Annotated in this window: 26 protein-coding genes and 1 pseudogene; 16 read left to right on the forward strand and 11 right to left on the reverse strand. The window is 60.7% G+C overall.

Annotated features, from left to right (window positions below):
• Nucleotides 1–61 precede the first annotated feature (61 nt).
• The gene (locus DXT77_RS06690; RefSeq protein WP_119427086.1) at nt 62–979 is read left to right on the forward strand and encodes a pyridoxal-phosphate dependent enzyme; all 918 of its coding nucleotides are present in this window, start codon (nt 62–64) and stop codon (nt 977–979) included.
• A gap of 13 nt (nt 980–992) precedes the next feature.
• Here DXT77_RS06690 and DXT77_RS06695 read toward each other — a convergent pair whose 3' ends face one another.
• The gene (locus DXT77_RS06695) at nt 993–1,889 is read right to left on the reverse strand and encodes a LysR substrate-binding domain-containing protein (RefSeq protein ID WP_119427087.1); all 897 of its coding nucleotides are present in this window, start codon (nt 1,887–1,889) and stop codon (nt 993–995) included.
• 113 nt (nt 1,890–2,002) lie between these two features.
• On the opposite strand from DXT77_RS06695, the gene DXT77_RS06700 reads away from it, so the two are divergent.
• From DXT77_RS06700 to DXT77_RS06710, 3 genes are read left to right on the forward strand one after another with little or no spacing between them, the layout of a single operon-like run.
• Nucleotides 2,003–3,025, forward strand: coding sequence for an aldo/keto reductase (locus DXT77_RS06700; protein WP_119427088.1), 1,023 nt, complete (start codon nt 2,003–2,005; stop codon nt 3,023–3,025).
• Complete coding sequence (locus tag DXT77_RS06705; protein ID WP_119427089.1) at nt 3,022–3,819, forward strand: SDR family NAD(P)-dependent oxidoreductase; 798 nt, start codon at nt 3,022–3,024, stop codon at nt 3,817–3,819. Before DXT77_RS06700 ends, DXT77_RS06705 begins: the two co-directional genes overlap by 4 nt.
• A 23-nt stretch (nt 3,820–3,842) precedes the next feature.
• Nucleotides 3,843–4,253, forward strand: coding sequence for an SRPBCC family protein (locus DXT77_RS06710; protein ID WP_119427090.1), 411 nt, complete (start codon nt 3,843–3,845; stop codon nt 4,251–4,253).
• Nucleotides 4,254–4,376: 123 nt separating this feature from the next.
• Here the strand turns inward: DXT77_RS06710 and DXT77_RS06715 are convergent, their stop codons facing one another.
• Complete coding sequence (locus DXT77_RS06715) at nt 4,377–5,771, reverse strand: HAMP domain-containing sensor histidine kinase (RefSeq protein ID WP_085711557.1); 1,395 nt, start codon at nt 5,769–5,771, stop codon at nt 4,377–4,379.
• The gene (locus DXT77_RS06720) at nt 5,749–6,432 is read right to left on the reverse strand and encodes a response regulator transcription factor (RefSeq protein WP_085711556.1); all 684 of its coding nucleotides are present in this window, start codon (nt 6,430–6,432) and stop codon (nt 5,749–5,751) included. Before DXT77_RS06720 ends, DXT77_RS06715 begins: the two co-directional genes overlap by 23 nt.
• Nucleotides 6,433–6,730: 298 nt before the next feature.
• On the opposite strand from DXT77_RS06720, the gene DXT77_RS06725 reads away from it, so the two are divergent.
• The 4 genes from DXT77_RS06725 to hcnC all read left to right on the forward strand — a co-directional run bounded on the left by DXT77_RS06725 (nt 6,731) and on the right by hcnC (nt 11,047).
• On the forward strand, nt 6,731–7,669 hold the full coding sequence (locus DXT77_RS06725) for a hypothetical protein (RefSeq protein WP_085711555.1): 939 nt from the start codon (nt 6,731–6,733) through the stop codon (nt 7,667–7,669).
• A 405-nt stretch (nt 7,670–8,074) separates the two neighbouring features.
• The gene (gene hcnA / locus DXT77_RS06730; RefSeq protein ID WP_114886732.1) at nt 8,075–8,389 is read left to right on the forward strand and encodes a cyanide-forming glycine dehydrogenase subunit HcnA; all 315 of its coding nucleotides are present in this window, start codon (nt 8,075–8,077) and stop codon (nt 8,387–8,389) included.
• Complete coding sequence (hcnB, locus tag DXT77_RS06735; protein ID WP_119427091.1) at nt 8,386–9,795, forward strand: cyanide-forming glycine dehydrogenase subunit HcnB; 1,410 nt, start codon at nt 8,386–8,388, stop codon at nt 9,793–9,795. Before hcnA ends, hcnB begins: the two co-directional genes overlap by 4 nt.
• Nucleotides 9,788–11,047 (forward strand): cyanide-forming glycine dehydrogenase subunit HcnC, encoded by a 1,260-nt coding sequence (hcnC, locus tag DXT77_RS06740; protein ID WP_119427092.1) that lies wholly within the window; start codon nt 9,788–9,790, stop codon nt 11,045–11,047. The genes hcnB and hcnC overlap by 8 nt, the downstream gene beginning before the upstream one ends.
• A 111-nt stretch (nt 11,048–11,158) precedes the next feature.
• On the opposite strand, the gene DXT77_RS06745 is transcribed toward hcnC, so the two are convergent.
• A complete protein-coding gene (locus tag DXT77_RS06745; RefSeq protein WP_119427093.1) occupies nt 11,159–12,967 on the reverse strand; it encodes a monovalent cation:proton antiporter-2 (CPA2) family protein in 1,809 nt (602 codons plus the stop codon).
• Between the two features lie 164 nt (nt 12,968–13,131).
• Here DXT77_RS06745 and DXT77_RS06750 point away from each other — a divergent pair, with 164 nt between their 5' ends.
• The gene (locus tag DXT77_RS06750; protein WP_119427094.1) at nt 13,132–14,046 is read left to right on the forward strand and encodes a LysR family transcriptional regulator; all 915 of its coding nucleotides are present in this window, start codon (nt 13,132–13,134) and stop codon (nt 14,044–14,046) included.
• On the opposite strand, the gene DXT77_RS06755 is transcribed toward DXT77_RS06750, so the two are convergent.
• Together DXT77_RS06755 and DXT77_RS06760 are read right to left on the reverse strand one after the other, a co-directional pair.
• Entirely contained in the window at nt 14,036–14,806 is a 771-nt protein-coding gene (locus DXT77_RS06755) for a substrate-binding domain-containing protein (protein WP_119427095.1), read from the reverse strand. The two genes, DXT77_RS06750 and DXT77_RS06755, sit on opposite strands and share 11 nt — an antisense overlap.
• A 10-nt stretch (nt 14,807–14,816) precedes the next feature.
• Entirely contained in the window at nt 14,817–16,109 is a 1,293-nt protein-coding gene (locus DXT77_RS06760; RefSeq protein WP_119427096.1) for an MFS transporter, read from the reverse strand.
• A gap of 249 nt (nt 16,110–16,358) precedes the next feature.
• On the opposite strand from DXT77_RS06760, the gene DXT77_RS06765 reads away from it, so the two are divergent.
• Nucleotides 16,359–16,667, forward strand: a complete 309-nt coding sequence (locus DXT77_RS06765; protein WP_119427097.1) for an RcnB family protein — start codon at nt 16,359–16,361, stop codon at nt 16,665–16,667.
• Nucleotides 16,668–16,768: 101 nt separating this feature from the next.
• Nucleotides 16,769–17,233 (forward strand): hypothetical protein, encoded by a 465-nt coding sequence (locus DXT77_RS06770; protein WP_119427098.1) that lies wholly within the window; start codon nt 16,769–16,771, stop codon nt 17,231–17,233.
• 3 nt (nt 17,234–17,236) lie between these two features.
• On the opposite strand, the gene DXT77_RS06775 is transcribed toward DXT77_RS06770, so the two are convergent.
• Nucleotides 17,237–18,313 (reverse strand): sensor domain-containing diguanylate cyclase, encoded by a 1,077-nt coding sequence (locus DXT77_RS06775; protein WP_119427099.1) that lies wholly within the window; start codon nt 18,311–18,313, stop codon nt 17,237–17,239.
• A gap of 142 nt (nt 18,314–18,455) precedes the next feature.
• On the opposite strand from DXT77_RS06775, the gene DXT77_RS06780 reads away from it, so the two are divergent.
• Complete coding sequence (locus tag DXT77_RS06780) at nt 18,456–18,794, forward strand: FKBP-type peptidyl-prolyl cis-trans isomerase (protein ID WP_007952931.1); 339 nt, start codon at nt 18,456–18,458, stop codon at nt 18,792–18,794.
• 72 nt (nt 18,795–18,866) lie between these two features.
• Here DXT77_RS06780 and DXT77_RS06785 read toward each other — a convergent pair whose 3' ends face one another.
• Together DXT77_RS06785 and DXT77_RS06790 are read right to left on the reverse strand one after the other, a co-directional pair.
• Nucleotides 18,867–19,202: a hypothetical protein gene (locus DXT77_RS06785; RefSeq protein ID WP_119427100.1), complete on the reverse strand. Its 336-nt coding sequence runs from the start codon at nt 19,200–19,202 to the stop codon at nt 18,867–18,869.
• Nucleotides 19,199–20,440: an S-type pyocin domain-containing protein gene (locus tag DXT77_RS06790; RefSeq protein WP_119427101.1), complete on the reverse strand. Its 1,242-nt coding sequence runs from the start codon at nt 20,438–20,440 to the stop codon at nt 19,199–19,201. The genes DXT77_RS06785 and DXT77_RS06790 overlap by 4 nt, the downstream gene beginning before the upstream one ends.
• Nucleotides 20,441–20,592: 152 nt before the next feature.
• On the opposite strand from DXT77_RS06790, the pseudogene DXT77_RS06795 reads away from it, so the two are divergent.
• Nucleotides 20,593–20,706 (forward strand): annotated as a pseudogene (locus tag DXT77_RS06795) (FKBP-type peptidyl-prolyl cis-trans isomerase); the annotation flags it as partial.
• 43 nt (nt 20,707–20,749) lie between these two features.
• Nucleotides 20,750–21,160: a hypothetical protein gene (locus DXT77_RS06800; RefSeq protein ID WP_119427102.1), complete on the forward strand. Its 411-nt coding sequence runs from the start codon at nt 20,750–20,752 to the stop codon at nt 21,158–21,160.
• Between the two features lie 75 nt (nt 21,161–21,235).
• On the opposite strand, the gene DXT77_RS06805 is transcribed toward DXT77_RS06800, so the two are convergent.
• Together DXT77_RS06805 and DXT77_RS06810 are read right to left on the reverse strand one after the other, a co-directional pair.
• Nucleotides 21,236–21,517 carry a hypothetical protein gene (locus DXT77_RS06805; protein WP_119427103.1) on the reverse strand — a complete coding sequence of 94 codons (282 nt, stop codon included), beginning with the start codon at nt 21,515–21,517 and terminating at the stop codon, nt 21,236–21,238.
• Between the two features lie 10 nt (nt 21,518–21,527).
• Entirely contained in the window at nt 21,528–21,899 is a 372-nt protein-coding gene (locus tag DXT77_RS06810; protein WP_085711539.1) for a DUF6124 family protein, read from the reverse strand.
• A 583-nt stretch (nt 21,900–22,482) separates the two neighbouring features.
• On the opposite strand from DXT77_RS06810, the gene DXT77_RS06815 reads away from it, so the two are divergent.
• Complete coding sequence (locus tag DXT77_RS06815) at nt 22,483–22,806, forward strand: type II toxin-antitoxin system RelE/ParE family toxin (RefSeq protein WP_119427104.1); 324 nt, start codon at nt 22,483–22,485, stop codon at nt 22,804–22,806.
• A 3-nt stretch (nt 22,807–22,809) separates the two neighbouring features.
• Complete coding sequence (locus DXT77_RS06820; RefSeq protein ID WP_085711537.1) at nt 22,810–23,121, forward strand: helix-turn-helix domain-containing protein; 312 nt, start codon at nt 22,810–22,812, stop codon at nt 23,119–23,121.
• The last annotated feature ends 173 nt before the right edge of the window (nt 23,122–23,294 follow it).

Below are 23,294 nucleotides of genomic sequence, written 5' to 3' on the forward strand. Positions count from 1 at the left end.
TTTCATCCGTCCACGCTCCGACGCAGCGGTCGCCCGGACGTGGCCTCAACAGGAGCCCGCCATGCTGCACATCCGCACGCCGTTGATCCTCCATCCGACCCTGTCGACCAGCTCCCGGCGTATCTGGTTGAAACTGGAAAACCTGCAACCCAGCGGCTCCTTCAAGCTGCGGGGCATGGGCTTGTTGTGCAGTCAGGCGGCGGCGCAGGGCAAGCGCAAAGTCGTCTGCCCGTCCGGCGGCAATGCAGGCCTGGCTACAGCGGTGGCGGCGGCCAGCCTGGGTCTGCAAGCCTGCATCGTGGTGCCGCACACCACCCCCGAAGCGACTCGCGCGCGGATTCGCCGCACCGGCGCCGAAGTCATTGTCCATGGCAAGGTCTGGGACGAAGCCAACCAGCGAGCGCGGGAGCTGGCCAGCGCGGCAGACACCGAGTACGTCCCGGCCTTCGACCACCCGGTGTTGTGGCAGGGGCACAGCACCATGATCGACGAAATCCTCGAAGACTGCCCGCAGGTCGACACCGTGGTTACCTCGGTCGGCGGCGGGGGATTGCTGGCAGGAATCCTCACCGGACTGCTGCGCCACGACCGCCGCGACTGCCGGATCATCGCCTGCGAAACCCGGGGCGCCGCCTCGTTTGCCGCCGCCGTCGAGGCCGGCCATCCGGTGCGCCTGAGCAAGATCGACACCGTCGCCACCTCCCTGGGCGCTGCGCAGGTGGCGAAGTGGCCGGTGCAGCACATCGGCGAGTTCGATCACGAATGCCTGGTGCTGTCCGATGACGACGCGATCATGGGCGTGGTGCGTTACGCCAGTGATTTGCGGCAACTGGTGGAGCCGGCGTGCGGGGTGTCGCTGGCGGTGTCTTATCTTGATCATCCGGCGCTGGCGGGGGCTCGGGATGTCGTGATTGTGGTGTGTGGCGGGGTGAGTATCAGTGCACAGTTGGTGGCGGGGTGGGCGCGGATGGTGGGCTGAACCGCGCCCTCAATCAGGCGCCCGGAGTATCCGGCCCCGTCAGCATCGTCCTGAAGGTCTCCACCAACGGCCGCAAATTGATCCGGTGCCAGGCCGCCCACAACGGCGTGGTAAACGCCAGCCACGGCACCTCCCGCAACACCACACCCGGCGGGGCGTTGTGGCTCAGGCCTTTCTGGATCATCGCAATCCCCAGCCCCGAGGCGACCAGCCCCAGCGCGGTAAACGGCTCGGTCGCCTGCATCCGTACATCCGGGGTGAAACCTGCGCGCAGGCAGGCGCTAAGGAAGTCGTCGCACGCATCCTGGCGCGGTTGAACGCCGATCCATTCCTGAGTGGCCAGATCCTCCGGGGTCAGCGAAGCCTTTGCCGCCAGCGGATGCTGTTCCGGCAGTGCCAGCAGCATCGGGTCGTCCAGTACCTGAAAACCCAGCAGATCCGGATCGTCCGCCGTCGGCGGTTCACTGACCAGCGCAATGTCGAGGCTGCGCTGACGCAGGCCTTCAAGCTGTTCGGTGGAGTTGAGGTTGTACAGCGCAACATGCACGTTCGGCCGATCCACCCGCAGCACGCGCAAGGCGTTGGGCAGGACGCCCGCGTGCATGGCGTTCTCGATATAGCCGATGCACAAACCACCTTCTTCGCCACGGCCCAGGCGCTTGCCGAGGGATTCGAGTCGATTGGCGTGGGTCAGCAGGGCTCGGGTTTCGGCGAGGAACGTCTGGCCGTCGCGGGTCAGGCGGATGCGTTGCTGGCTGCGTTCGAACAGGGTCAGGCCCAGGCGCTCTTCGAGCTGGGCGATCTGCCGGCTCAGGGGCGACTGGGAAATATGCAGGCGCTCGGCGGCGCGGCCGACGTGCTCTTCTTCGGCGACGACCACGAAGTAGCGCAATTGGCGGAAATCGATCATGTCAGACCTTTAGGGACTCAAGTTCTGCGCATTATGTCTTGGACGGTCTGAATGTCGCAATCTAGGATCTGCTCAACGGTCAACCACGACCCAGACACTACGAGGAAATCCCCATGAGTTTGAAAGACAAACTGCCCGGCCAACTGGGCTTCGGCACCGCGCCACTGGGCAACATGTTCCGCGCCATTCCTGAAGAAGAAGCCCAGGCCACCGTGCATGCGGCGTGGGATGCCGGCGTGCGTTACTTCGACACCGCGCCGTTCTACGGCTCGGGCCTGTCGGAAATCCGCCTCGGCGAAGCACTGTCCCGCTACAAGCGCGACGACTATGTGCTCAGCACCAAGGTCGGCCGGGTCATTCTCGATGAAGTCGAAGACGCCGCCGCCCGGGATCTGGGTGAGAAGAGCGGGGTGTTCGAACACGGCCGCCCGAACAAGATCGTCAACGACTACAGCGCCGACGCCACCTTGCGTTCGATTGAAGACAGCCTCGAACGCCTGAAAACCGATCGCCTCGACATCGTCTGGGTCCACGACATCGCTCAGGATTTCTACGGCGACCAATGGCTGGAGTATTTCAACCAGGCCCGCACCGGCGCCTTCAAAGTCCTCACCCGTCTGCGTGAAGAAGGCGTGATCAAGGGCTGGGGGCTGGGCGTGAACAAGGTCGAACCCTGCGAATTGACCCTTGATCTGGCCGAGGCGCAGCCCGACGGCTTTCTGCTGGCCGGCCGCTACACTCTTCTCGACCACGAACGGGCCCTGCAGCGCCTGATGGATTCGGCGCGGGCGCAGAACGTTGAAATCGTTGTCGGCGGCCCTTATAGCTCGGGGATTCTGGCTGGTGGCGCGCACTTTGAATACCAGAAGGCCAGCCCTGAGATCGTTGCCAAGGTCGAGCAGATCAAACGTATCGCGGCGACCCATGGTGTGGATGTAAAAGCAGCGGCGCTGCAATTCTCCCTGGCCAATCCGGCAGTGGCGGCAGTGATTCCCGGCGCGAGCAAACCGGGGCGCATCGCCGAAGACGTGGCGGCGCTGTCGGCGGTGATTCCTGCCGGCTTCTGGCAGGCCATGCGTGAAGCGAAACTGGTGTCCGAACGTGCACCATTACCTATCGATGAGGTGAAAGCATGAAGATCGATCTGAGCGGGAAACTGGCGATTGTCAGCGGCAGCACGGCGGGTATCGGTTTGGGCATCAGCCAGTCACTGGCCGAGGCGGGCGCCACGGTGGTGGTGATCGGTCGCGACTCGGCCAAGGTCGAACAGGCACTGGCGAGCATCCGGGACAAAGTGCCGGGCGCGAAACTGCGCGGTCTGACGGCGGATCTGGGCACGGCCGAAGGCGCGCAGAAACTGTTCGCCGCCGAACCGAAAGCCGACATCCTGGTGAACAACCTCGGGATCTATAACGCCGTGGATTTCTTCGATGCGCCCGATGATGAGTGGACGCGCTTCTATGAAATCAACGTGATTTCCGGCGTGCGCCTGTCGCGGCATTACGTGCCGGCCATGGTCGAGCAGGGCTGGGGCCGGGTGATTTTCCTGTCTTCGGAATCCGGCGTGGCGACTCCGGCCGACATGATCAACTACGGCGTGACCAAAAGCGCCAACCTCGCGGTGTCCCATGGCCTGGCCAAACGGCTGGCGGGCACTGGTGTCACGGTCAATGCGATCCTGCCGGGGCCGACCTTCACCGACGGCGTCGAAGAGATGCTCAAGGATGCCGCCGCCGAATCCGGTCGCAGCCTGCGGGACGAAGCCGACGCGTTTGTGCGCCGGGCACGTCCGAGCTCGATCATCCAGCGCGTGGCCGATGTCGAAGAGGTCGCGCACCTGGTCACCTACATCGCTTCCCCGCTGTCTTCTGCCACCACCGGCGCCGCATTGCGCGTCGACGGCGGCGTGGTCGACAGCCTGGCAATCTGAATTTTTGAGAGAGACATTTATTTATGGCAACAACATCGGTATCCATCGACATCCCGGCTTCGGCCGATCAGGTCTGGCAATTGATCGGCGGCTTCAACACGCTGCCGGACTGGCTGCCGTTCATTCCCAAGAGTGAACTGAGTGAAGGCGGGCGTGTGCGCAGCCTGCAAACCGCTGACGGCGGGGTGGTGGTCGAGCGTCTGGAAAGCTTCGATAACGCCGGCAAGACCTACAGCTACTCGATCCTGCAGGCACCGTTTCCGGCCACCGACTATCTGGCGACGATTCGCGTCGAAGCCCAGGGTCAGGGCGCGAAGGTGACGTGGTCAGGGCGCTTCACGGCCAAGGGTGTGAGCGATGAGGAAGTGGTGGCGCTGTTCAGCGGCATCTATCAGGGTGGACTGGAGGCGCTGCGGGCCAATTACCCGGCCTGAGTCTCTGCAAGCCCCCCTGTGGGTGCTAGCCTGCTAGCGATAGCGGTCCATCATTCAACTATTGATTGACTGACACACCGTTATCGCCAGCAGGCTGGCTCCCACACGGGGAGCATATGAGGTTCAGGACTGTGAAATCAGACTCTGCCTGCAATCGAGCACCAGTTTCGCCCCGCCCAGATCGCTGCGACCCACTTCAAGACTGAACCCGTGCAGGCTGACAATCGCTGCGACGATCGAAAGCCCCAGCCCGAAACCGCTTTGCGGTTGCCCACCCTCGGCACGATAGAAACGCTGGAACACCGCTTCCCGTTCCGACTCGGGAATGCCGGGGCCGGAATCGTGCACTTCGATCCGCGTATGCCCCGCATCATTCACTCCACGCAAAATCACCGTGCCGCCCGGCGGAGTGAACTTGATCGAGTTGCTCAGCAGGTTGGCCAGCGCCTCGAACAACAGCGCCCGGTCACCATTGAGCATCGGCAGGGTTTCCGGCATGTTCAGCTCGAAACGCAGTTCGTCCTCTTCGGCCAGCGGCAGGTAGAACTCGTGCAGTTCCTGCAGCAACCGCACGGGATCGAGCTCCACGAAGCCGGAACGGCGCTGGCGATCCTCCAGTTCGGAAATCCTCAGCAGACCGCGAAAACGCGCCATCAGCGTATCCGCCTCGGCCAGCACCAGATCCAGCTGCGCTGCTTCCGGCGAGCCTTCGCCGGCCTGCTGCTGCATGCGATACAACTGCGCCCGCAGGCGGGTCAGCGGGGTGCGCAGGTCGTGGGCGATGTTGTCGCACACGCCTTTGACTTCGTTCATCAGGCGCTCGATACGATCGAGCATGGCGTTGACGATGGCGGCAAGCATGTCCAGTTCGTCGCGGCGATTGGACACGGGCAAACGGTGAGTCAGGTCACCGGCAACGATTGACTGGGCACTGGCCTGAATCGCGCGGATCCGCCGCAACGGCCGACGCCGCAGCAAATGCCAGCCGATGACCCCCGGCACGATCGTCAGCGAAACGCCCCAGAGCAGGGCGCGCAGAATGATCCGGGTCACGGCGAACAGCGAACCGTTGTCGCGCACCAGCACCAGCCAGCGACCGTCGCGGGTCGGCGTGGCGACGGCATCGCAGCTGTCGGCGGGCAGGGTCGGGTCGTCGGATTCGGAGCAGTCGCGCAGTTCGTGGATCTTGCCGTCCAGCGGCAGGCCGGCGGGCATCTGCTGCAAGGCACCACCGAGGTAGGTGTGGTCGGCGGCGAACAGGCCGTAGGCGTCGATGCCGCGAATGTCGAAGGTCATGCTGGCGGCGAGTGCGTCCTCCAGTTGCTCACCGCGAAAATGCGAGAACAGATGCTGACGCTGCATCAGCGAATGCTTGGCCAGGTTGTCGAGGTAGCCGGACACCTCGAAATACATGACCCCCATGAGGATCCCGCTCCAGGCCACGAACAACGAACTGTAAAGCGCCAGCAGCCGGCTGCTGGAGGAACGCCAACCGTCAGACGGGTTCGGCAATGACATAACCCGAGCCTCGCACCGTGCGGATCAGCGGGACATTGCCCGGCGGGTCGATCTTCTTGCGCAGGCGACCGATGTGCACGTCGATCAGGTTGGTGCCCGGGTCGAAGTGATAACCCCAGACTTCCTCGAAAATCATCATCCGCGACAGGATCTGGCCGCTGTTGCGCATCAGGAATTCCAGCAGTTTGTATTCGGTCGGCAGCAGTGTCAGCACCTGCTCGGCGCGGCTGGCTTCGTGACTGATCAGGTCCAGTTCCAGGTCCGCCACACGCAGGGTGGTGGGCTGGGTGCCGCCGTTGTTCTGGCGGCGCAGCAACACTTCGACCCGGGCCGCCATTTCGTCGGTGGCGAAGGGTTTGGTCAGGTAATCGTCACCGCCGGCGCGCAGGCCGCGTACACGTTCGTCGACATCGGACAGGGCGCTGATCATCAGGATCGGCGTGGACACGCCCATGGTGCGCAGGGTGGTGACGATGGCCAGGCCGTCGAGTTCGGGCAGCATGCGGTCGAGGGTAATCAGGTCGTAATTGCCGCTGACGGCGCGGTCGAGGCCTTCGCGGCCGTTGTCGACCCAATCCACGTCGAGGCCGTGGCTGCTCAGTTCGGCGACGATTTCCCGGGCGGTCACGGCGTCGTCTTCGATGGTCAGGATGCGAGTCATGGTGGGCCTGCTGATCGGTTCAAACGGAATGGCAGCATTTTGCCAAGATTTTGCAATAACGCTTTAAATTAACTTTCATGTTGTAGTTGATACAAACCGCCCGGGACGGTTTTTTGTGCCAATGCATAAAACCCGCTGCGATCGCACTGTTGTTGCAAATTGCATGGTCCCGGGAAGTTCATTATTTTTAACTCATTGAATCTCAACGGTTTATTTAATTTTGGCGACTGGCACGGTCACTGCAATTCATCTGCTGACGAGTTGTAACACCATTTTTCATGCCGGGAGCAGAACAACAATGAATAGATCCTCTGATGGGTTTTATCCTGCCTTTGATGGCGAGTCGAGCAACGTCTCGGGAGTCTCCTGGGGCGCGATCTTCGCCGGGGCCGCAGCCGCTGCGGCGCTGTCGATGATTCTGGTGCTGCTCGGTTTCGGTCTGGGCTTCTCTGCTGTTTCACCGTGGGCCGGGGAGGGTGTCAGCGCCAAGGGCCTGGGCATTTCGACAATCGTGTGGCTGGCGGCGACGCAAATCATCGCTTCCGGCCTGGGTGGCTACATCGCCGGTCGCCTTCGGGTGAAGTGGGCAAACATGCACGGTGACGAGGTGTATTTCCGCGACACCGCCCACGGCTTCCTCGCCTGGTGCGTGGCCACGCTGGTGACCGCGACGCTGGTGGTCGGTTCGGTCAGCAGCATCGTCAGCGGTGGCGTGCAGGCCGGTGCGAGTGTTGCCGGTGGCGCCGCCAGTGCCATGACTCAGGCCGCCGGCACGGCTGCGGCCAACACCAGCAGCGATCAGTACGGCTACTTCGTCGACAGCCTGTTCCGCGATGACCGTCCTGCCGCCGTCAGCGATGACGCCGCTCGCGGCACCGTGACCCGGATCTTCGCCCAGAGCCTGGCCAACGGTCAGCTCAGCCCTGAGGATCGTACTTACCTCGCGCAACTTGTGGCGCAACGCACCAACCTGAGCCAGGCCGATGCCGAACGTCGCGTAGACGAAATCTACGCTCGTACGCAAAAAGCCATAGCCGACGCCAAGGTCAAGGCACAGCAAGCCGCTGACACCGCCGCCAAAGTCGCTGCCTGGACCTCGCTGTGGATGTTCATCGCGCTGCTGGCCGGTGCGTTCTTCGCCAGCCTGTCGGCCACCTTCGGCGGTCGCCGCCGGGATGCCGTCGAGTACGTTGAAGTCGACACCTACACCACGACCACTGTGCCCCCAGTCCGTTAATCAAGGAGCATCACCATGCGCTCATTACTGCTGTTTTTCCTCGGCGTGCCAATCCCGATCATCATCCTGATCGCCCTGTTCGTGCACTGAACCCTCTGGGGCTTATGCCTCGGCCGCTTTCACCCTCGGGTGAAAGCGGCTTTTTGCTGTCCGGCCGATGGGATGGCACAGAACCGTACAGTCATTTCCATGGCCTGGATCAATATTCGTCGGCGCAATATCCCCTACCGTGAAATATCCCGGCCCTTGCCGCTGGATCGACTACATTGCTTGCGCGCACTTTGCTGCGCGATCAGAGCAGACCTGCCGGCCCGATAGAGAGATAACTTCCACGCGCCGGCGAGGTGTAGTGCAGCAAGGAGCTGTTTCAACCTCACCTGAACCTTTTCACGGATGATCATCGCAATGCACTGCCTAGAAAGAACCTTCGATATCCAGCCTTTGACGCAGGCGGATATGACTGTCCACATCAACGGCCAGCCGGTCACCGCCGCCATCGGCGAAACCGTGCTCAGCGTCATTCAGTCCCTCGGCGTGCGCCAGGTCGCACGCAACGATCACAACCAGGTCAGCGGTGCCTATTGCGGCATGGGCGTGTGCCAGTGCTGTCTGGTGAAAATCAACGGCCGGCACAAACGCCGCGCCTGCCAGACCGTGGTGCGCGACGGCATGCAGGTCGAAACCCAGGTCAACCGCATTCACGGGCAGGAGGCGCCATGAGTCAGCATCCGGTCATTGTCGGCGGTGGGCCGGCGGGCATGGCGGCGGCCATCGAACTGGCGCGCCATGGTGTGCGCAGCACCTTGCTGGAAGAGGCGTCGCGCCTTGGCGGCGTGGTCTATCGCGGGCCGCTGCGTGACGGCGTGCAGCTGGATTATCTGGGGCCGCGTTACTCCGAAGCGCTGAGCAAACTGCACGGCGACTTTCAGGAGCAGGCCGGGCTAATCGATGTGCGTCTGCATCATCGGGTGGTCGGCGCCGAAGGCACCCGCTCGCTGGTGGTGCTCGATGGCGATGAGCGCCTGCACGAAATCAGCTATCCGCAACTGGTGATGGCCGCCGGTTGTCACGAGCGCAGCGTGCCGTTTCCCGGCTGGACGCTGCCCGGCGTCATCATGCTCGGCGGCCTGCAATTGCAGATCAAAAGTGGCGTGGTCAAGCCGCAGGGGCCGGTGGTCATCGCCGGCACCGGGCCGCTGTTGCCGCTGGTGGCGACCCAGCTGCACGCGTCCGGCGTGAGCGTGGTCGGTGTCTACGAGGCCTGCGCGTTCGGCAAGATTGCCAAGGAAAGCCTGGCGCTGCTGAACAAGCCGCAACTGTTCCTCGACGGCTTGAGCATGCTCGCCTACCTGAAACTGCACGGCATCCCGATGAACTACGGCTGGGGCGTGGTCGAGGCGCACGGCGACGGCGAACTGAAAAGCGTCAGCGTGGCGCCGTACTCGGCGACGTGGGAGCCGGACATGAGCCGCGTCGAGCGCTTCGAAGCGAAGACGCTCGCCGTCGGCTACGGCTTCATTCCGCGTACTCAGTTGAGTCAGCAAATGGGCCTGGATCACGGCTTCAGCGACGACGGCTACCTGCGTGCCAATGCCAATATCTGGCAGCAAAGCAGCGAACCTCACGTGCACCTGGCCGGCGACATGGGCGGGATTCGCGGCGGTGAAGCGGCGATGCTGGCCGGCAAGATCGCCGCCACCTCGATCTTGCTGCAACGCGGTGTGCTGGAAGAAGAACTGGCGCGGGTCCGTCGCGACCGTTACCTGGGCAAACTCAAAGCCATCGTGCGTTTCCGCGCGGCGGTGGATCGCTACACCGAGCGCGGTGTCGGGCAGATCGCATTGCCGGCCGCCGACACGGTGATCTGCCGCTGCGAACACGCGACCCGCGCCGACATCGACCGGGCGCTGGAGCAGGGCGTGCAAGACATCGCCAGCCTGAAAATGCGCACCCGCGTAAGCATGGGCGACTGTCAGGGGCGGATGTGCGTCGGCTATTGCAGCGACCGCTTGCGTCAGGCCACCGGGCGCAAGGATGTCGGTTGGCTGCGGCCGCGTTTCCCAGTCGATCCGATTCCTTTTTCCGCGTTCCAGTCCCTCGGCACGGAGGCCGTTTCCCATGAGTAAGTTCTATGACGTGGTCATCGCCGGCGGCGGCGTGATTGGCGCGTCCATCGCCTATCAGTTGTCCAAGCGCAAAAACCTCAAGGTCGCGATGATCGACGCCAAGCGACCGGGCAATGCGACCCGCGCCTCGGCCGGTGGCTTGTGGGCCATCGGTGAGTCCGTGGGGCTGGGTTGCGGGGTGATTTTCTTCCGCATGATGTCGGCCAATCGCAAGCGCGAAACCCAGGGCGCAGCGGTGGCAGTGGACTCCAGCACGCCGCACATCCTGCCGCCGTCATTCTTCGACTTCGCCTTGCAGTCCAACGCGCTGTACCCGGCGCTGCACCGTGAGCTGAAAGACAACCACGGGATGGATTTCAAGTTCGAGAAGACCGGGCTCAAATTCGTCATTTATGACGACGAGGACCGGTTGTACGCCGAGCACATTGTCGGCTGCATTCCGCATCTGGCCGATCAGGTGCGCTGGCTGGATCAGGCTGCATTGCGCGAGTCCGAACCGAGCGTCAGCCATGAAGCGCGGGGCGCGCTGGAGTTTCTCTGCGACCATCAGGTCAGCCCGTTCCGCCTCGCCGACGCCTACGCCGAAGGCGCCCGGCAGAATGGCGTGGACATGTACGTCAACACCAACATCACCGGCGTTCTGCATCACGGCTCGCGGGTGACCGGCGTACAAACGGCCGAAGCCGGGGTGTTCCACTGCAAGACCCTGATCAACGCCGCTGGCGCGTGGGCGGCGGATTTGAGCGAGTGGGCTACGGGCATTCGCATTCCGGTAAAACCGGTGAAAGGCCAGATCCTGCTGACCGAACGCCTGCCGAAAATCCTCAACGGTTGCCTGACCACCAGCGATTGCTACATGGCGCAGAAGGACAACGGCGAAATCCTGATCGGCAGCACCACCGAGGACAAGGGCTTCGACGTCACCACCACCTGGCCGGAAATCGCCGGGCTGGTGCAGGGCGCGGTGCGATGCCTGCCGGAACTGGCGGACATCAACCTCAAGCGCACCTGGGCCGGGTTGCGTCCGGGCTCGCCGGATGAGTTGCCGATTCTCGGGCCGATGGCCGGGGTGGAGGGGTATCTCAATGCCTGCGGGCATTTCCGCACCGGCGTGCTGACGTCGGCGATCACCGGGGTGTTGCTGGACAAACTGGTCAACGATGAACCGCTGCCGCTGGACATCACGCCGTTTCTGGCGGACCGGTTTGCAGTGGCGCCGGCCAAAGAAGAGAGGGCGCTGGAGATAGCCTGAACCTGTGGGAGCCAGCCTGCTGGCGATGAGGCCGGTTCAGTCACCCTTGATGGTGGCCGAGCTGTCGCAATCGCCAGCAGGCTGGCTCCCACATTTGCATCTCTGCAAGCTTCAGGGCTTGACGGATTGTTCTTCCAGTTGATCCGACTCGAATAATCTGGCCAGTTCCGCCCGCGCTTCCTGGGCGGTCTGCAGGACTTTGGCCGCGTCGTCGTACACCGCGTGTTGAGCCTCGAGCACCTGTTCGTCGTGGTGCTTGAAACGCTTGATCCGCGCATCGGCCTGGGCCTGGGTCAAACCGAGGCCAACCAGCGTGCGACGGCTCATTTCCAGACTGGAGTAATAGGTCTCCCGGATCGGATCGGCCCCCACATCCACCAACCGATGCACATGCTGGCGGTTACGCGCCCGGGCGATGATCTTCATGTGCGGGTAGAGCTTGCGCACGATCTCGGCGGTCTTGATGTTGGTCTCCGGATCGTCCGTGGCAATCACGAAGTATTCCGCTTCGCCGACCTTGGCCGCGCTGAGGATTTCCGGGCGCATCGGGTCACCGTAGAACACTGGCACGCCGCCGAAACTGCGCGACAGTTCGATGGTTTCCACCGAAGTATCCAGCGCCACGAACTTGATGTTCTGCGCCCGCAGGATCCGCGCCACGATCTGGCCCATCCGGCCCATGCCGGCAATCACCACCCGTGGGGTTTCGGTGTCGATCTGGCGGAATTTCTCCGGCACTTCCACCGGCTGCACCTTCGGGCTGACCAGCCGTGCGCAGATCAACAGCAGCAACGGCGTGACGGCCATCGACAGGGTGATGGTCAGCACCAGCAAGTCGTACAGACGTGGTTCAAACAGGCCTTGATCGCGGCCAATCTTGAACACTACGAAAGCAAACTCACCGCCCGCTGCCAGCACGATGCCGAGGCGAATCGCGCTGACCTTGTTCAATCCACCGGCCAGACGCCCGACTACAAACAACAACGGCAACTTCAGGGCGATCAGCAACAGCGTCAGCCCCAGCACCGTGATCGGCGCGCTGAGCAGCAGACTGAGGTTGGCGCCCATGCCGACGCTGATGAAAAACAGCCCCAGCAGCAGGCCCTTGAACGGCTCGATCTGCGCTTCCAGCTCATGGCGATATTCCGAGTCCGCCAGCAGCAGCCCGGCAAGGAAGGCGCCCAGCGCCATCGACACACCAGCCATGTCCATCAGCCACGCGGTGCCGATCACCACTAGCAACGCGGTGGCAGTAGACACTTCCGGCAGACCGGTTTTCGCCACTACACGGAACACCGGACGCAACAGATAACGTCCACCGATAACCACCACGGCAATGCTGCCCAGCACCTGCAAGCTGTGGCGCACATCGTCGGCGGTGCTGGTGTGGTGATCGACCCCCGCGAGCATCGGCACCAGCGCGATCAGCGGGATTGCGGCAATGTCCTGGAACAGCAGAATTGCAAACGCCAGCCGCCCGTGGGGGCTGGTCAGTTCCTTGCGTTCCGCCAGGCTCTGCAAGCCGAACGCGGTGGACGACAGCGCCAGGCCCAGACCCAGAACAATCGCGCTGTTCAGCGGCTGGCCGAACACCGACAACGCCAGCACACCAATCACCGAACCGGTCAGCAGCACCTGCGCCAGACCCACGCCGAACACCGATTTGCGCATCACCCACAAACGTCGCGGCGACAGCTCAAGACCGATGATGAACAACAGCAGCACCACGCCCAGTTCCGAGATATGGCTGACACTTTGCGGATTGCCGATCAGGCCCAGCACCGACGGGCCGATGATCACCCCGGCAAACAGATAACCGAGCACCGCGCCCAGTTGCAGGCGCTTGGCCAGGGGAACGGTGAGCACGGCGGCCAGAAGAAAGACGACAGCGGCTTGCAACAGATTGCCTTCATGGGGCATGAGCGGAACTCCAGTAACGCGGTACGGCGGGGGGCGACAAGGATAAAGGCTGAAATGATTGCAGATCCAGCGCAGAGCCTGCTTGAGCAGATGTGCTTCTGTAATAATTTGCATCAATTGGTTACATTTATAGCCTCAGCGAATCAATTCCTCCCGAGTCCTCCATGGCCATCAACTTCGACCTCAACGACCTGCAAGCCTTTCGTGCCGTGGTCGAGCAGGGCAGTTTCCGCAAGGCCGCCGACACCGTGCGCCTGTCGCAACCGGCCCTGAGCCGGCGCATCGAAAAGCTCGAAGACGCCCTCGGCGTGAAGCTGTTCGAACGCACCACGCGCAAAGTCAGCCTGACCCAGGCCGGACGCGGTTTCATGCCCAGCGTCGAACGTTTGCTGGATGATCTGGACGTGGCGTTGCTGGGCATCAGCGAGGTCGCTTCAAGCCGACAGGGCCACGTCACCGTCGCTTGTGTGCCGTCGGCCGCGTATTACTTCATGCCACGGGTGGTCGCTCGATATCACCAGCAGTTCCCGCGAATCAAAGTCAAAGTCCTCGACTCCAGCGCCCACGACGTGCTGAGCGCAGTGGTCAACGGCGAGGCGGATTTCGGTCTGAGTTTCATGGGCACCCAGGAGGCGGGCGTGGATTTCGAGCCGCTGGTGCAGGAGAGCTACGTGGTTGCCTGTCGCCGCGATCATCCGCTGGCCGGGCGCAGCAGCGTGACCTGGGACGAGTTCTACCGGCAGGATTACATCTCGCTCGACAAGACTTCGGGCAACCGGTTTCTGCTCGATCAGGCGCTGGCCAAAGTGGTGCCGCAGCGTCCGAGTATCTGCGAGACGCGGCATGTGACGACCATGATCGGTCTGGTGGAGGCGGGGTTGGGTGTGGCGGCGGTGCCGTTGATGGCGATGCCGGCGGCGGATCATCCGATCCTGACGCGGGTGCCGCTGACCGATCCGCAAGTGATGCGCAGCGTCGGCATCATCAAACGCCGGGGTCGTACGCTGACCCCGGCGGCACTGGAGCTGGAGCGGCTGGGGGTGGAAACGAAGGTCCAGCCGCCGACGGTCAGCGCTTGACCGAATCCAGACCGGTGGCCTGCACGTCAGGCTGGGCGGCCGGCGCGGCCAGATAAGCGAGCAACGCCTTGGCTTCCTTCGGATGCTGCGCACCCACCGGAATCCCTGCTGCAAACCGTGTTACCGACTGCACCGACTCCGGGATCTTCGCCACAAAACTCACCCCCGGTACCGGGAGCAACTCGCTGACCTGCTGGAAGCCCAGTTGATAGTCGCCGGTCGCGACCACCGAACCCACCGGGATTTTCGGGATCATCTTGGCCTTCGGTTTCAGCTGATCTTCGATACCGAGTTTCTTGAACAGTTGCTGCTCGATGTACACGCCGCTGGCGCTGTCGGAGTAGGCCACCGATTTTGCATCAAGCAGGGTTTTCTTCAGGGCATCGACATTGCTGATGTCCGGTTTTGGCGCACCTTCACGTACTACCAGGCCGATTCGCGAATCCGCCAGTTCCACCCGCGACGCGGGGTCGACCTTGCCTTGTTTGATCAGATCATCGAGGGCGTAGCCGACCATGATCACCACGTCGGCCTTTTCGCCACGGGCAAGGCGATTGGGGATTGCCTCCGGTGCCTTGCCCATCGACGGGCCGAGTTGGGTGTCCAGGGTGTTGCCGGTGGCGGCGGCGAATTTCGGCCCGAGGATCTTGTAGGCAGCGGTGAAACCGCCGGAGGTCATGACCCGCAGCTCTTCGGCCTGGGCCGCAACGTTGAACGCAAGACCGGCGAGCAGGGCTGTAACGGTAAACAGTTTTTTCATGGTGATGTTCTCAGGCAGTAGCAGGTTGCAGACGACCGCCGGCGCGGCGATACAGATACAGCGTCGCGCACAATGCACACAGTGCGCCGATGCTCATCCAGTAACCCGGTGCGGCTTTATCGCCGGTGTACTGGATCAGGAAGGTCGACATGGCTGGAGTGAATCCACCGAATACGGCAGTGGCGAGGCTATAAGCCAGGGAGAAACCGGCCACCCGCACTTCCACCGGCATGATCTCGGTCAGCGCTGGAATCATCGCGCCGTTGTACAGGCCGTAGATGAACGACAGCCACAACAGCGACAGCAGCATGTGGCTGAAGCTTGGCGCCTGGACCAGATACGACAGCGCCGGATAAGTAGTGGCCAGGGCCAGCAACGCCATGGCGATCAGCACCGGACGGCGGCCGACGCGATCGGACAACGCGCCGCCAATCGGCAGCCAGAAGAAGTTGGAAACGCCCACCAGCAAGGTCACCAGCAACGCATCCGATGTGCTCAGGTGCAGTACTGTTTTGCCGAAGGTCGGTGCGTACACGGTGATCAAGTAAAACGCGGTGGTGGTCAGGGCAACCATCAGCATCCCGCCCAGCACCACGCCCCAGTTCTGGCCGAGGGTGCGGAACACTTCCTTCATGCTCGGGCGATGTTTGCGGGCGGCGAACTCTTCGGTTTCCGCCAGATTGCGCCGCAGAACGAAGATGAACGGCACGATCATGCAGCCCACGAAAAACGGAATCCGCCAGCCCCAATCGGCGACGGCTTGCGGCGCCATCCACTGGTTCAAGCCATAACCCAGCGCAGCGGCGACGACGATGGCCACCTGCTGGCTGGCCGACTGCCAGGCGGTGAAAAAGCCTTTGCGGCCGGGCGTGGCGATCTCCGAGAGATACACCGAAACCCCACCCAGTTCCGCACCGGCAGAGAACCCTTGCAGCAGCCGCCCGATCAACACCAACGCCGGGGCGAACAGGCCAATGGTTTCGTATCCGGGCACCAGCACAATCAAGATCGTGCCGCTGGCCATGATCGACAGGGTGACGATCAAACCTTTGCGCCGACCGACGTCATCGATGTAAGCGCCGAGCACGATAGCCCCCAGCGGACGCATCAAAAAGCCTGCGCCGAACACCGCAAAGGTCATCATCAGGGAAGCGAACTCGCTGCTCGCCGGAAAGAACACCGCCGCAATCTGCGTGGCGTAGAAGCCGAACAGAAAGAAGTCGAACTGTTCGAGGAAGTTACCCGAGGTCACCCGGAAAATGGCGCCGGCTCGCGAGCCGCCGTGTGGGATTGAGGCTGTCATAGAAAAGTACTCCACCGCTTTTATGACGTGCGCGACGGGGAGGCGGCGCACGGTTCTTATTGGGGCGGATAGTGGCGCAGGGGGATCGATCTGTTAATTGCATAGTTGGCATGGATTGATGCGCATACCGGATCAATGCATCTGGAGGGACGACTACACTTTCGAATCCGGCATCATCACAAAACAAGGAATGATTCCAGAACCCCGCAGTCGGAGTTCAGGTATCACACATTTGAAGGAGGTTCACCGATGAACAACAAGACCCTGATCGCCAGCCTGGCCCTCGTCGCCAGCATCGCCGGGATCAGCCCGCTCGTTCAAGCGGCGCAACCCTCGACCGACACCGTCGAACGCTCGCCCACCGACGGCCGCGAACTGAAGGTCAACGACCGCGCCCCGGACATTTATCAGCGCAGCGAAAAAGCCATAAAGAACTGGAAACAGAAAGGCCTCAAGCAACCTGATCCGCAGGCGCAGTGGGTGCAGATGAATGACAAGTACGTGATGGTGATGATCACCAACGGGACGATTGTGGATATCAAGCCGGTGGAGCGTTAGGCCGCTAGCAACAATTGGCCATGGACGGTTGATTGCATTCGAGCGCCGTTCGGGTAAAACGCGAGGGGCGTTTCGAGTGACTGGATGTCAGGAGCAATTCGTTGGAAAAGAAACCCCTTTACCGCAAAGAAAACACCACGGCCCATAACGTCTGGCGCAACAACCCGGGCGGGCATTATCGGCATCAGCGAAACACCAAGGCTGAAATTCACAGCGAGGCTACACGCGGCTCGATGCATGGCATCAAGCACCATGGCTACGACTACACGCCGTTGTTTCGCTTTCTGCTTTCGCGTGTCGGTGGTGATTGGGACGAGATTTTCAGTGAGGCTGTGTCGCGGCTGGATCGGCAGGAGCCGGTGTTCTGGATGGTCGCTGAGCTTGAAAGTGACCGGGAAGAAATAGTGAGACTCGGTGAGTCGAGTTTCTTCAATGGTCTGTATGTCGATGAACAGAAGCGCCTGCAAATCGTCAATCCCAACCTCAAGGCAGAGGATATGACGCCCAACTGCCAGTGCTGCACTCATACCTTCAACGGTGTTGTATTCGGTACACCTGAACGCTGAGATTCAGTCAGCCCGGCTATGGCTCAACGCCTGTCCGCCACCCAGCCGATACTGATTATTCCCGCTGCGCTTGGCCTCATACATCGCCAGATCCGCAATGTGCAGCAACCGGTCCATGGTCGGCGCATGGTCGGGGAATACCGCCACGCCGAGGCTGGTGCCGATGTGGCGTTGTTCGTTGCCGATGGTGATGGGCGGGGACAGTTCGATGAAGATTTTCTGACAAATGCTGCGGGCTTCGTCCTGCAGGTTCAGGCCGGGGGCGAGGCCTTGCAGGATGACCACGAATTCATCGCCACCGATGCGGGCGACGGTATCGCTGACTCGCAGGATGCGTTTCAGCCGGGTGGCGGTGGTGATCAGGACGCGGTCGCCGGCGGCATGGCCGTAGCGGTCGTTGATGCTTTTGAAACCGTTGAGATCGATAAACACCAGCGCCACCCGGGTCTCGGTAGCACGGGCATGCTCCAGCGCTTCCGACAGGCGTTCTTCCAGCACCAGTCGATTGGGTAAACCGGTTAGCGGATCGAAGTGGGCCAGGTGCTGAAGGTAACTGGCCGAGGCCTTTTCTTCGGTGATATCGCGCACCACGCCCATCATCTTGATCATCGCGTCATGATCGTTCTTCACCACGTTGCCGGTTTCTCGCAGCCAGCGAATCGTGCCGTCGGGCCAGACCACGCGGTATTCCTCGTCGTGGTTTTCACCGGTTTCCAGGCAACGCAATTCCCCGGCGCGCACCTTGGCCCGGTCGTCCGGGTGGACGCAGGAGCAGAACAAGGCGTAGGAGGGCGTCACTTCGCCGATCTTGAACCCGAACATGCCGAAGATCGCGTCGGACCAATACAGTCGATCCGTGTCGACTTCCCAGTCCCAGGTGCCGATCCGCGCAAAATACTGGCTGCGCTTGAAGCGCTCGGCATCGCCATCCTGGTGGATGTTCTGACCTTCGGCCGCGCGAGTGAGCAATTCACGGTATTCGGCAAGTTGCCGGCGCAGGGCACGCTCGCGACGAATCAACACGGCGATCACGACCATCAGCACAACGACAAGGGCAAAGCCGATCCAGAGTTGAGTCATTCAAGCATCGCTGACATGGCGTATCGATTCGGGGTTGGTGGCGGGTGGCTATCATTCATCACGGCCAACGCTGGGTCAAACGGTTGCCAATGTCCGGCATTTCTGGGAAAACGGCGGCCAGCGGAACAATAGAGTGAATGTTATGAATGATGAACTGCAGATAATCGATCTTCAGCCCGGCGACGGAAAAGCCGCCGTCAAAGGCGCATTGATCACCACCCAATACACCGGTTGGCTGGAAGACGGCACCGAGTTCGATTCGTCCTGGAGCCGGGGCAAACCGTTTCAATGCGTGATCGGTACGGGCCGGGTGATCAAGGGCTGGGATCAAGGGATCATGGGCATGCAGGTCGGCGGCAAGCGCAAACTGCTGGTGCCGGCGCATCTGGGGTATGGCGAGCGGACGATGGGCAAGATTCCGCCGAATTCGAATCTGGTGTTCGAGATTGAGTTGCTGGAGGTTTTGACGCGGGAGGATTGAAGTTTGCGGGACGAGGGCGTTGTGATGAGGGAAGTCCCTGATCACAACGTCCGGGATGCGACGCTTGGTGAGTCAGGTAAATGTCTCAATATCGTCAAGCGTGTCTTCGATCACGCCTTCCAGCGAGGGGAAGCTTTTCTTTACATCTTCCAGCGCTGAGAGAACGGCATCTTTGTCCAGCTCGCCGTACCTGCGAGCGATGTGGCCGAGAGCGGTAATGGCGGAGGAGACTACGGCTTCATTACTGTTGGCGAAATACTTCAAGCAAGTCTGTTGGGCCCAAATCCTGTCTTCTTCATTGAGGCCAATAGAAATCAGAGCCTGGATAACGTCTGTGTCTGTGCGGCTTTGAAGAAGTCTCACTGCTTCATCATGGCTAATAGACGGGTCTTTATAGGTCAAGCTCACTTCTTGGCTCCCAGAATGTTGCCTTTGTTATCCGTTTTCTTGGCTTTGATTAGCGCGTTTTTCATATCCTGATGGAGTTTGTCCCAAGGTCTGACATGTCCATGGTAAACATCGCCTCCTGTGCGATCAAAGACGACAAATTCGCTGGTCTCTGGATCGACACCAATTCTGCGAGGTGATGTAGGTTTTACCTGAATTGAATTCTCCAAAGCTTCCTGACCATTGGCAGGGCCTTTGCTCTTTACAGGAGTGTCTGCCTTTCCATGATAACTGGCAGCATCAAACTCCAACGCCAAGACAATATAGAGAGGCTTGTTACCGGAGTCGGCCGGAAACACAAGGATGAAATCCTCGTACTCTGGCGGATAGATCGGGTTGACGATGATTTTGTCTGCTTGCTCAGTCGGCGGATAAATCCAGATAGTCGGTGTTTGCGGGGCACCTTCCAGCGGTGGGATACCCGAAGTGCTGGATGGGTCGACGGCTGGCGTCCAGGTCAACGTGACGCCATTGCCAAAGTCAGCCACCTGTCGAGAGCCTTGAGCAACGAATTGCACGACCGGAATCATTTCCCAGTCAGGGCGCTTCTGAGTGTTGTACCCGTACCCTTTGAGACTGCCATCGGCCTGTTGCTCTACATGCAGCCGGATACGTGTTCGGCCCTCCTTCAGTGATCTGAGCTGTTCTTCGGTATAGAGCGAACTGTCCCCCAGATTCGATGGCCACAGAAGTGCAACCATTCCCGCCAATGTACCTCCTGCAACGCCGCCCGTGACTGCGCCAACACTGGAAGTGGCGCTTGCGCCGGCGCCAGTAAAAGCAGGACTGCCCAACGCAAGCGTGCCCAGTGCGGACGGCAAATTGGCACCGCTGATTTTTTTGAGGGGAATGTTTCCCGACGCATCTCTTTCGCGCCCCCCAAGCAGTGAGAACGCTCCAAAGTCGGCAAGCCTTTCGACAGGAATAAACCCTGCCGGGCTTTCATGGTTGATGACGCCATCGGGGAGGTTGCAGCTTTTGGCGAGTACACAACCTACGGCGCTGAGTTGACTCTGTCGTGGCGTCTGCCGAACAAAACGATCTTCATAGGCTTGTTGTCTGGCCAGCATATCGTCGTATTTCTTTTGTCTGGCATCCTGTTCTGCAAGTTTGGTAGCAGTCATGAAGCGGGTAGTGATGTGGTGCCCGTCACCTGACGGCGGATTTTGAATCCGGGGGAGGAGTGTTTTTCGAGGCATGAGCGTCCTTGTTTCATCTTTTCAAAGCGTGAAGGACGCTATCTGAATGAGAGTTTGAAAGATGTAGGACGCTTCTGAGGTTCAAGCGGTTGTTACAAAAAAAGGCGTTTTCGGCAAAGAGTTAAATGTTGGCTACGGCCTAACTTGACAATATGCTGTTGTCGGCGCATCTGGGGTATGGCGAGCGGACGATGGGCAAGATTCCGCCGAATTCGAATCTGGTGTTCGAGATTGAGTTGCTGGAGGTTTTGACGCGGGAGGATTGATGACCGGATGTCATCTCGTTCGAACTGCTCAAGGATCAGGTCGATGGATGTTGAACAGATCATTTACGAAACCGTTGCGTGGTTGACTATCGAACACCCGGGACGACGGAGTCCGATTTACAACATCCAGTTGGTATTCTTCGCGGCCATGATGATTTTTTTGTGGTTCGTCGGAAAGGATGTCCTCGCACGGCGAAAAGCCTTTCTGGCCAGCAAGGCTCAGACCCTGGTGTCAAAGCCACTGTCCGCAATTTCCTTCGCCGAGGAAGATGGGCAGAAGGTCAGGTTCACCGGCGTTTTGCTGGAGAAGGAGGGCGCTTACACCGTGACAGTGACCCGCGACGATGACAAAGAAGCCACCGTTTTGTCCCGTGACGGGTTGCTTTCGCTGGAAGAGGTCGAGGCTTACTTGAGGGGGAATACGCCTTTCATTCTGTCTGACTTTCGGCGGTGATCGCGTTTGCACACAAAACCCGCTGCCTCCCCTCACGGAGACAGCGGGTTTTTTCTTTCCCTTTTACCTGAGACGTTACGCAGCTATAGCCATCTCATCCAGCGTTGCGGCAACCGTGCTGGTCAGGCTCGGAAATCTGCGTTTTACGCTGTTAAGTACCGGCATTACTCGGTTGCGGTCCAGCTTGCCGTGATCGCGGGCGAGTTGGGCGAGGGCGTCGAGGGCGGCGGTGACGATGGATTTTCTTTCGCTTTCGAGCAGGAGCAGACAGGCCTTCTCGGCCCATTGGCTGTCTTTCTCGTTGAGGCCGATGGAGATCAGGGCGGCGACGACGTGTGCATCGGATTTGCTTTCCATGGTGTGTTCCTCAGGTCGTGGCATCGAGGGTGTCCAGCGCCCGGTTCACGGCGAGTTCGCCACACATCACCACTTGGGCGATGCCCAGGACGGTGCTGCGGTAGGGCGGGTCCAGCAGCGCGGCGAAGTCGCTGAGCATCACGCTGGCCGAGGCCATCGATTCGCAGGCGTGGGCCAGCAAGGCATGTTGATCGATGTGGGGGGCGATGAGGAACATGCGGCCGGGGCAGTGCTGTTTCGGGGCGGTGGGTTTCAAGTAATGGTCGAGGGCGCGCTCGGCGGCTTCGTGGAGTTTTTTTGAGTCGGTTGTGGAGTAGGGAGAGGTTGGGTCGGATTCGGACGATACGTCTGTTTCCGGAGGATTAGGCGTTGGCTTGATCATTTGCTCAGAGTCTCCAGTAATGCTGACTCCCATTTCGCGACTAAACGATTGGGTGGCAGCTATGCGCAGGTTAGTCGACCGGGACTCCAAGCTTTACCGGCGCACCCGAAGGCGCCCTGCGCACAGCTACCATTGAGCGTAGGCACAAAAGCACCTGACTTAATGACTGCATGCGAAGTTGGAGAACACCGAGCGACTAAACCCGTTCACTGACCATTCAGTGATGCGAATCAAGTTACGGGCAGACCCCAAACCGCACAAGCCGGCGGATTCTGGCGTAGTTGTAGGCAAAGGCGCAAGGCAATGTAGCCTCCCGGATGGGGGCAAAATGATGCGTCATTTTTCAGTCCGCCATCGCGAGCAAGCTCGCTCCCACAGGGGTTCTGTGTCGGCTTGTCAGGTGTGCCGACTCGCGAATTTCTGCTTTGTGATACCAAATGTCAGATAAGCCAATTCAAACTTGATTTATATCGGTTTCGATATAGTCTGGTGGTATGTGATCGCTGCCATTCCTTGCAACACACCGACGCGACACGATTCCGTCCGGGCTATTACGCTTTTCTTTCCAACACAGGAGAAGCCAATGCCAAGACACAAGGACGTGGTGTTTGTCGGGAGTGCGCTCAAGGATTTGAGAGCTTTTCCCCTCGATGCTCGCAGAGCTGCAGGATTCCAACTGGATCTGTTGCAACAGGGAGACGAACCCTTTGACTGGCGCCCCATGAAAACAGTCGGGCGGGGCGTCAATGAAATCAGAATCACCGAGGATTCAGGGGCGTTTCGAGTGTTTTATGTGGTCAACCGGCCTGAGGCGATTTATGTGCTGCACGCCCTGCAAAAGACCACGCGCAAAACCGAGACGCGAGACATAGAACTGGCACGGGCCAGATACCAGGAAATAGGTTGAACCATGACGGATCATCAAAACTCTGCCCAGCGTTTCGCAAGCGTCTGGGATGCACTGGAAGACACGCCGCAGGAAGCGGCCAACATGCGCCTGCGGGCCAAACTGATGCGCACGCTGTGCGAAACGATTCGAGCCTGGGAGCTTCCGCAGAAGGAGGCGGCCAAGCGTCTTGGCATCACCCAGCCGCGCCTCAACGACGTACTCAACGGCAAAATCGACAAGTTCTCTCTGGATGCGCTGGTCAACCTGTCGGCCGCAGCGCAACTGGACGTAGACCTCTGCTTCTCGTCGTCCCCGCCACTGCAATGGGCCTGACAGACGAGGGTTCCCAGCCGCCCTACATCTGAAAATCCTTCTAGAGGCGGCGCTGTCTGAAGCGCCGCCTCATTCTTCCACATCAAAATCTCAAGCCGCGACGGACGGCCGAAAGCAGGACTTGCTCCTTCCGACCGGAACAGCGACTATGCTCGCCATATAGGGGTAGGGGG

The organism is Pseudomonas sp. 91RF (genome assembly GCF_003576265.1).
Taxonomy (GTDB): domain Bacteria; phylum Pseudomonadota; class Gammaproteobacteria; order Pseudomonadales; family Pseudomonadaceae; genus Aquipseudomonas; species Aquipseudomonas kribbensis.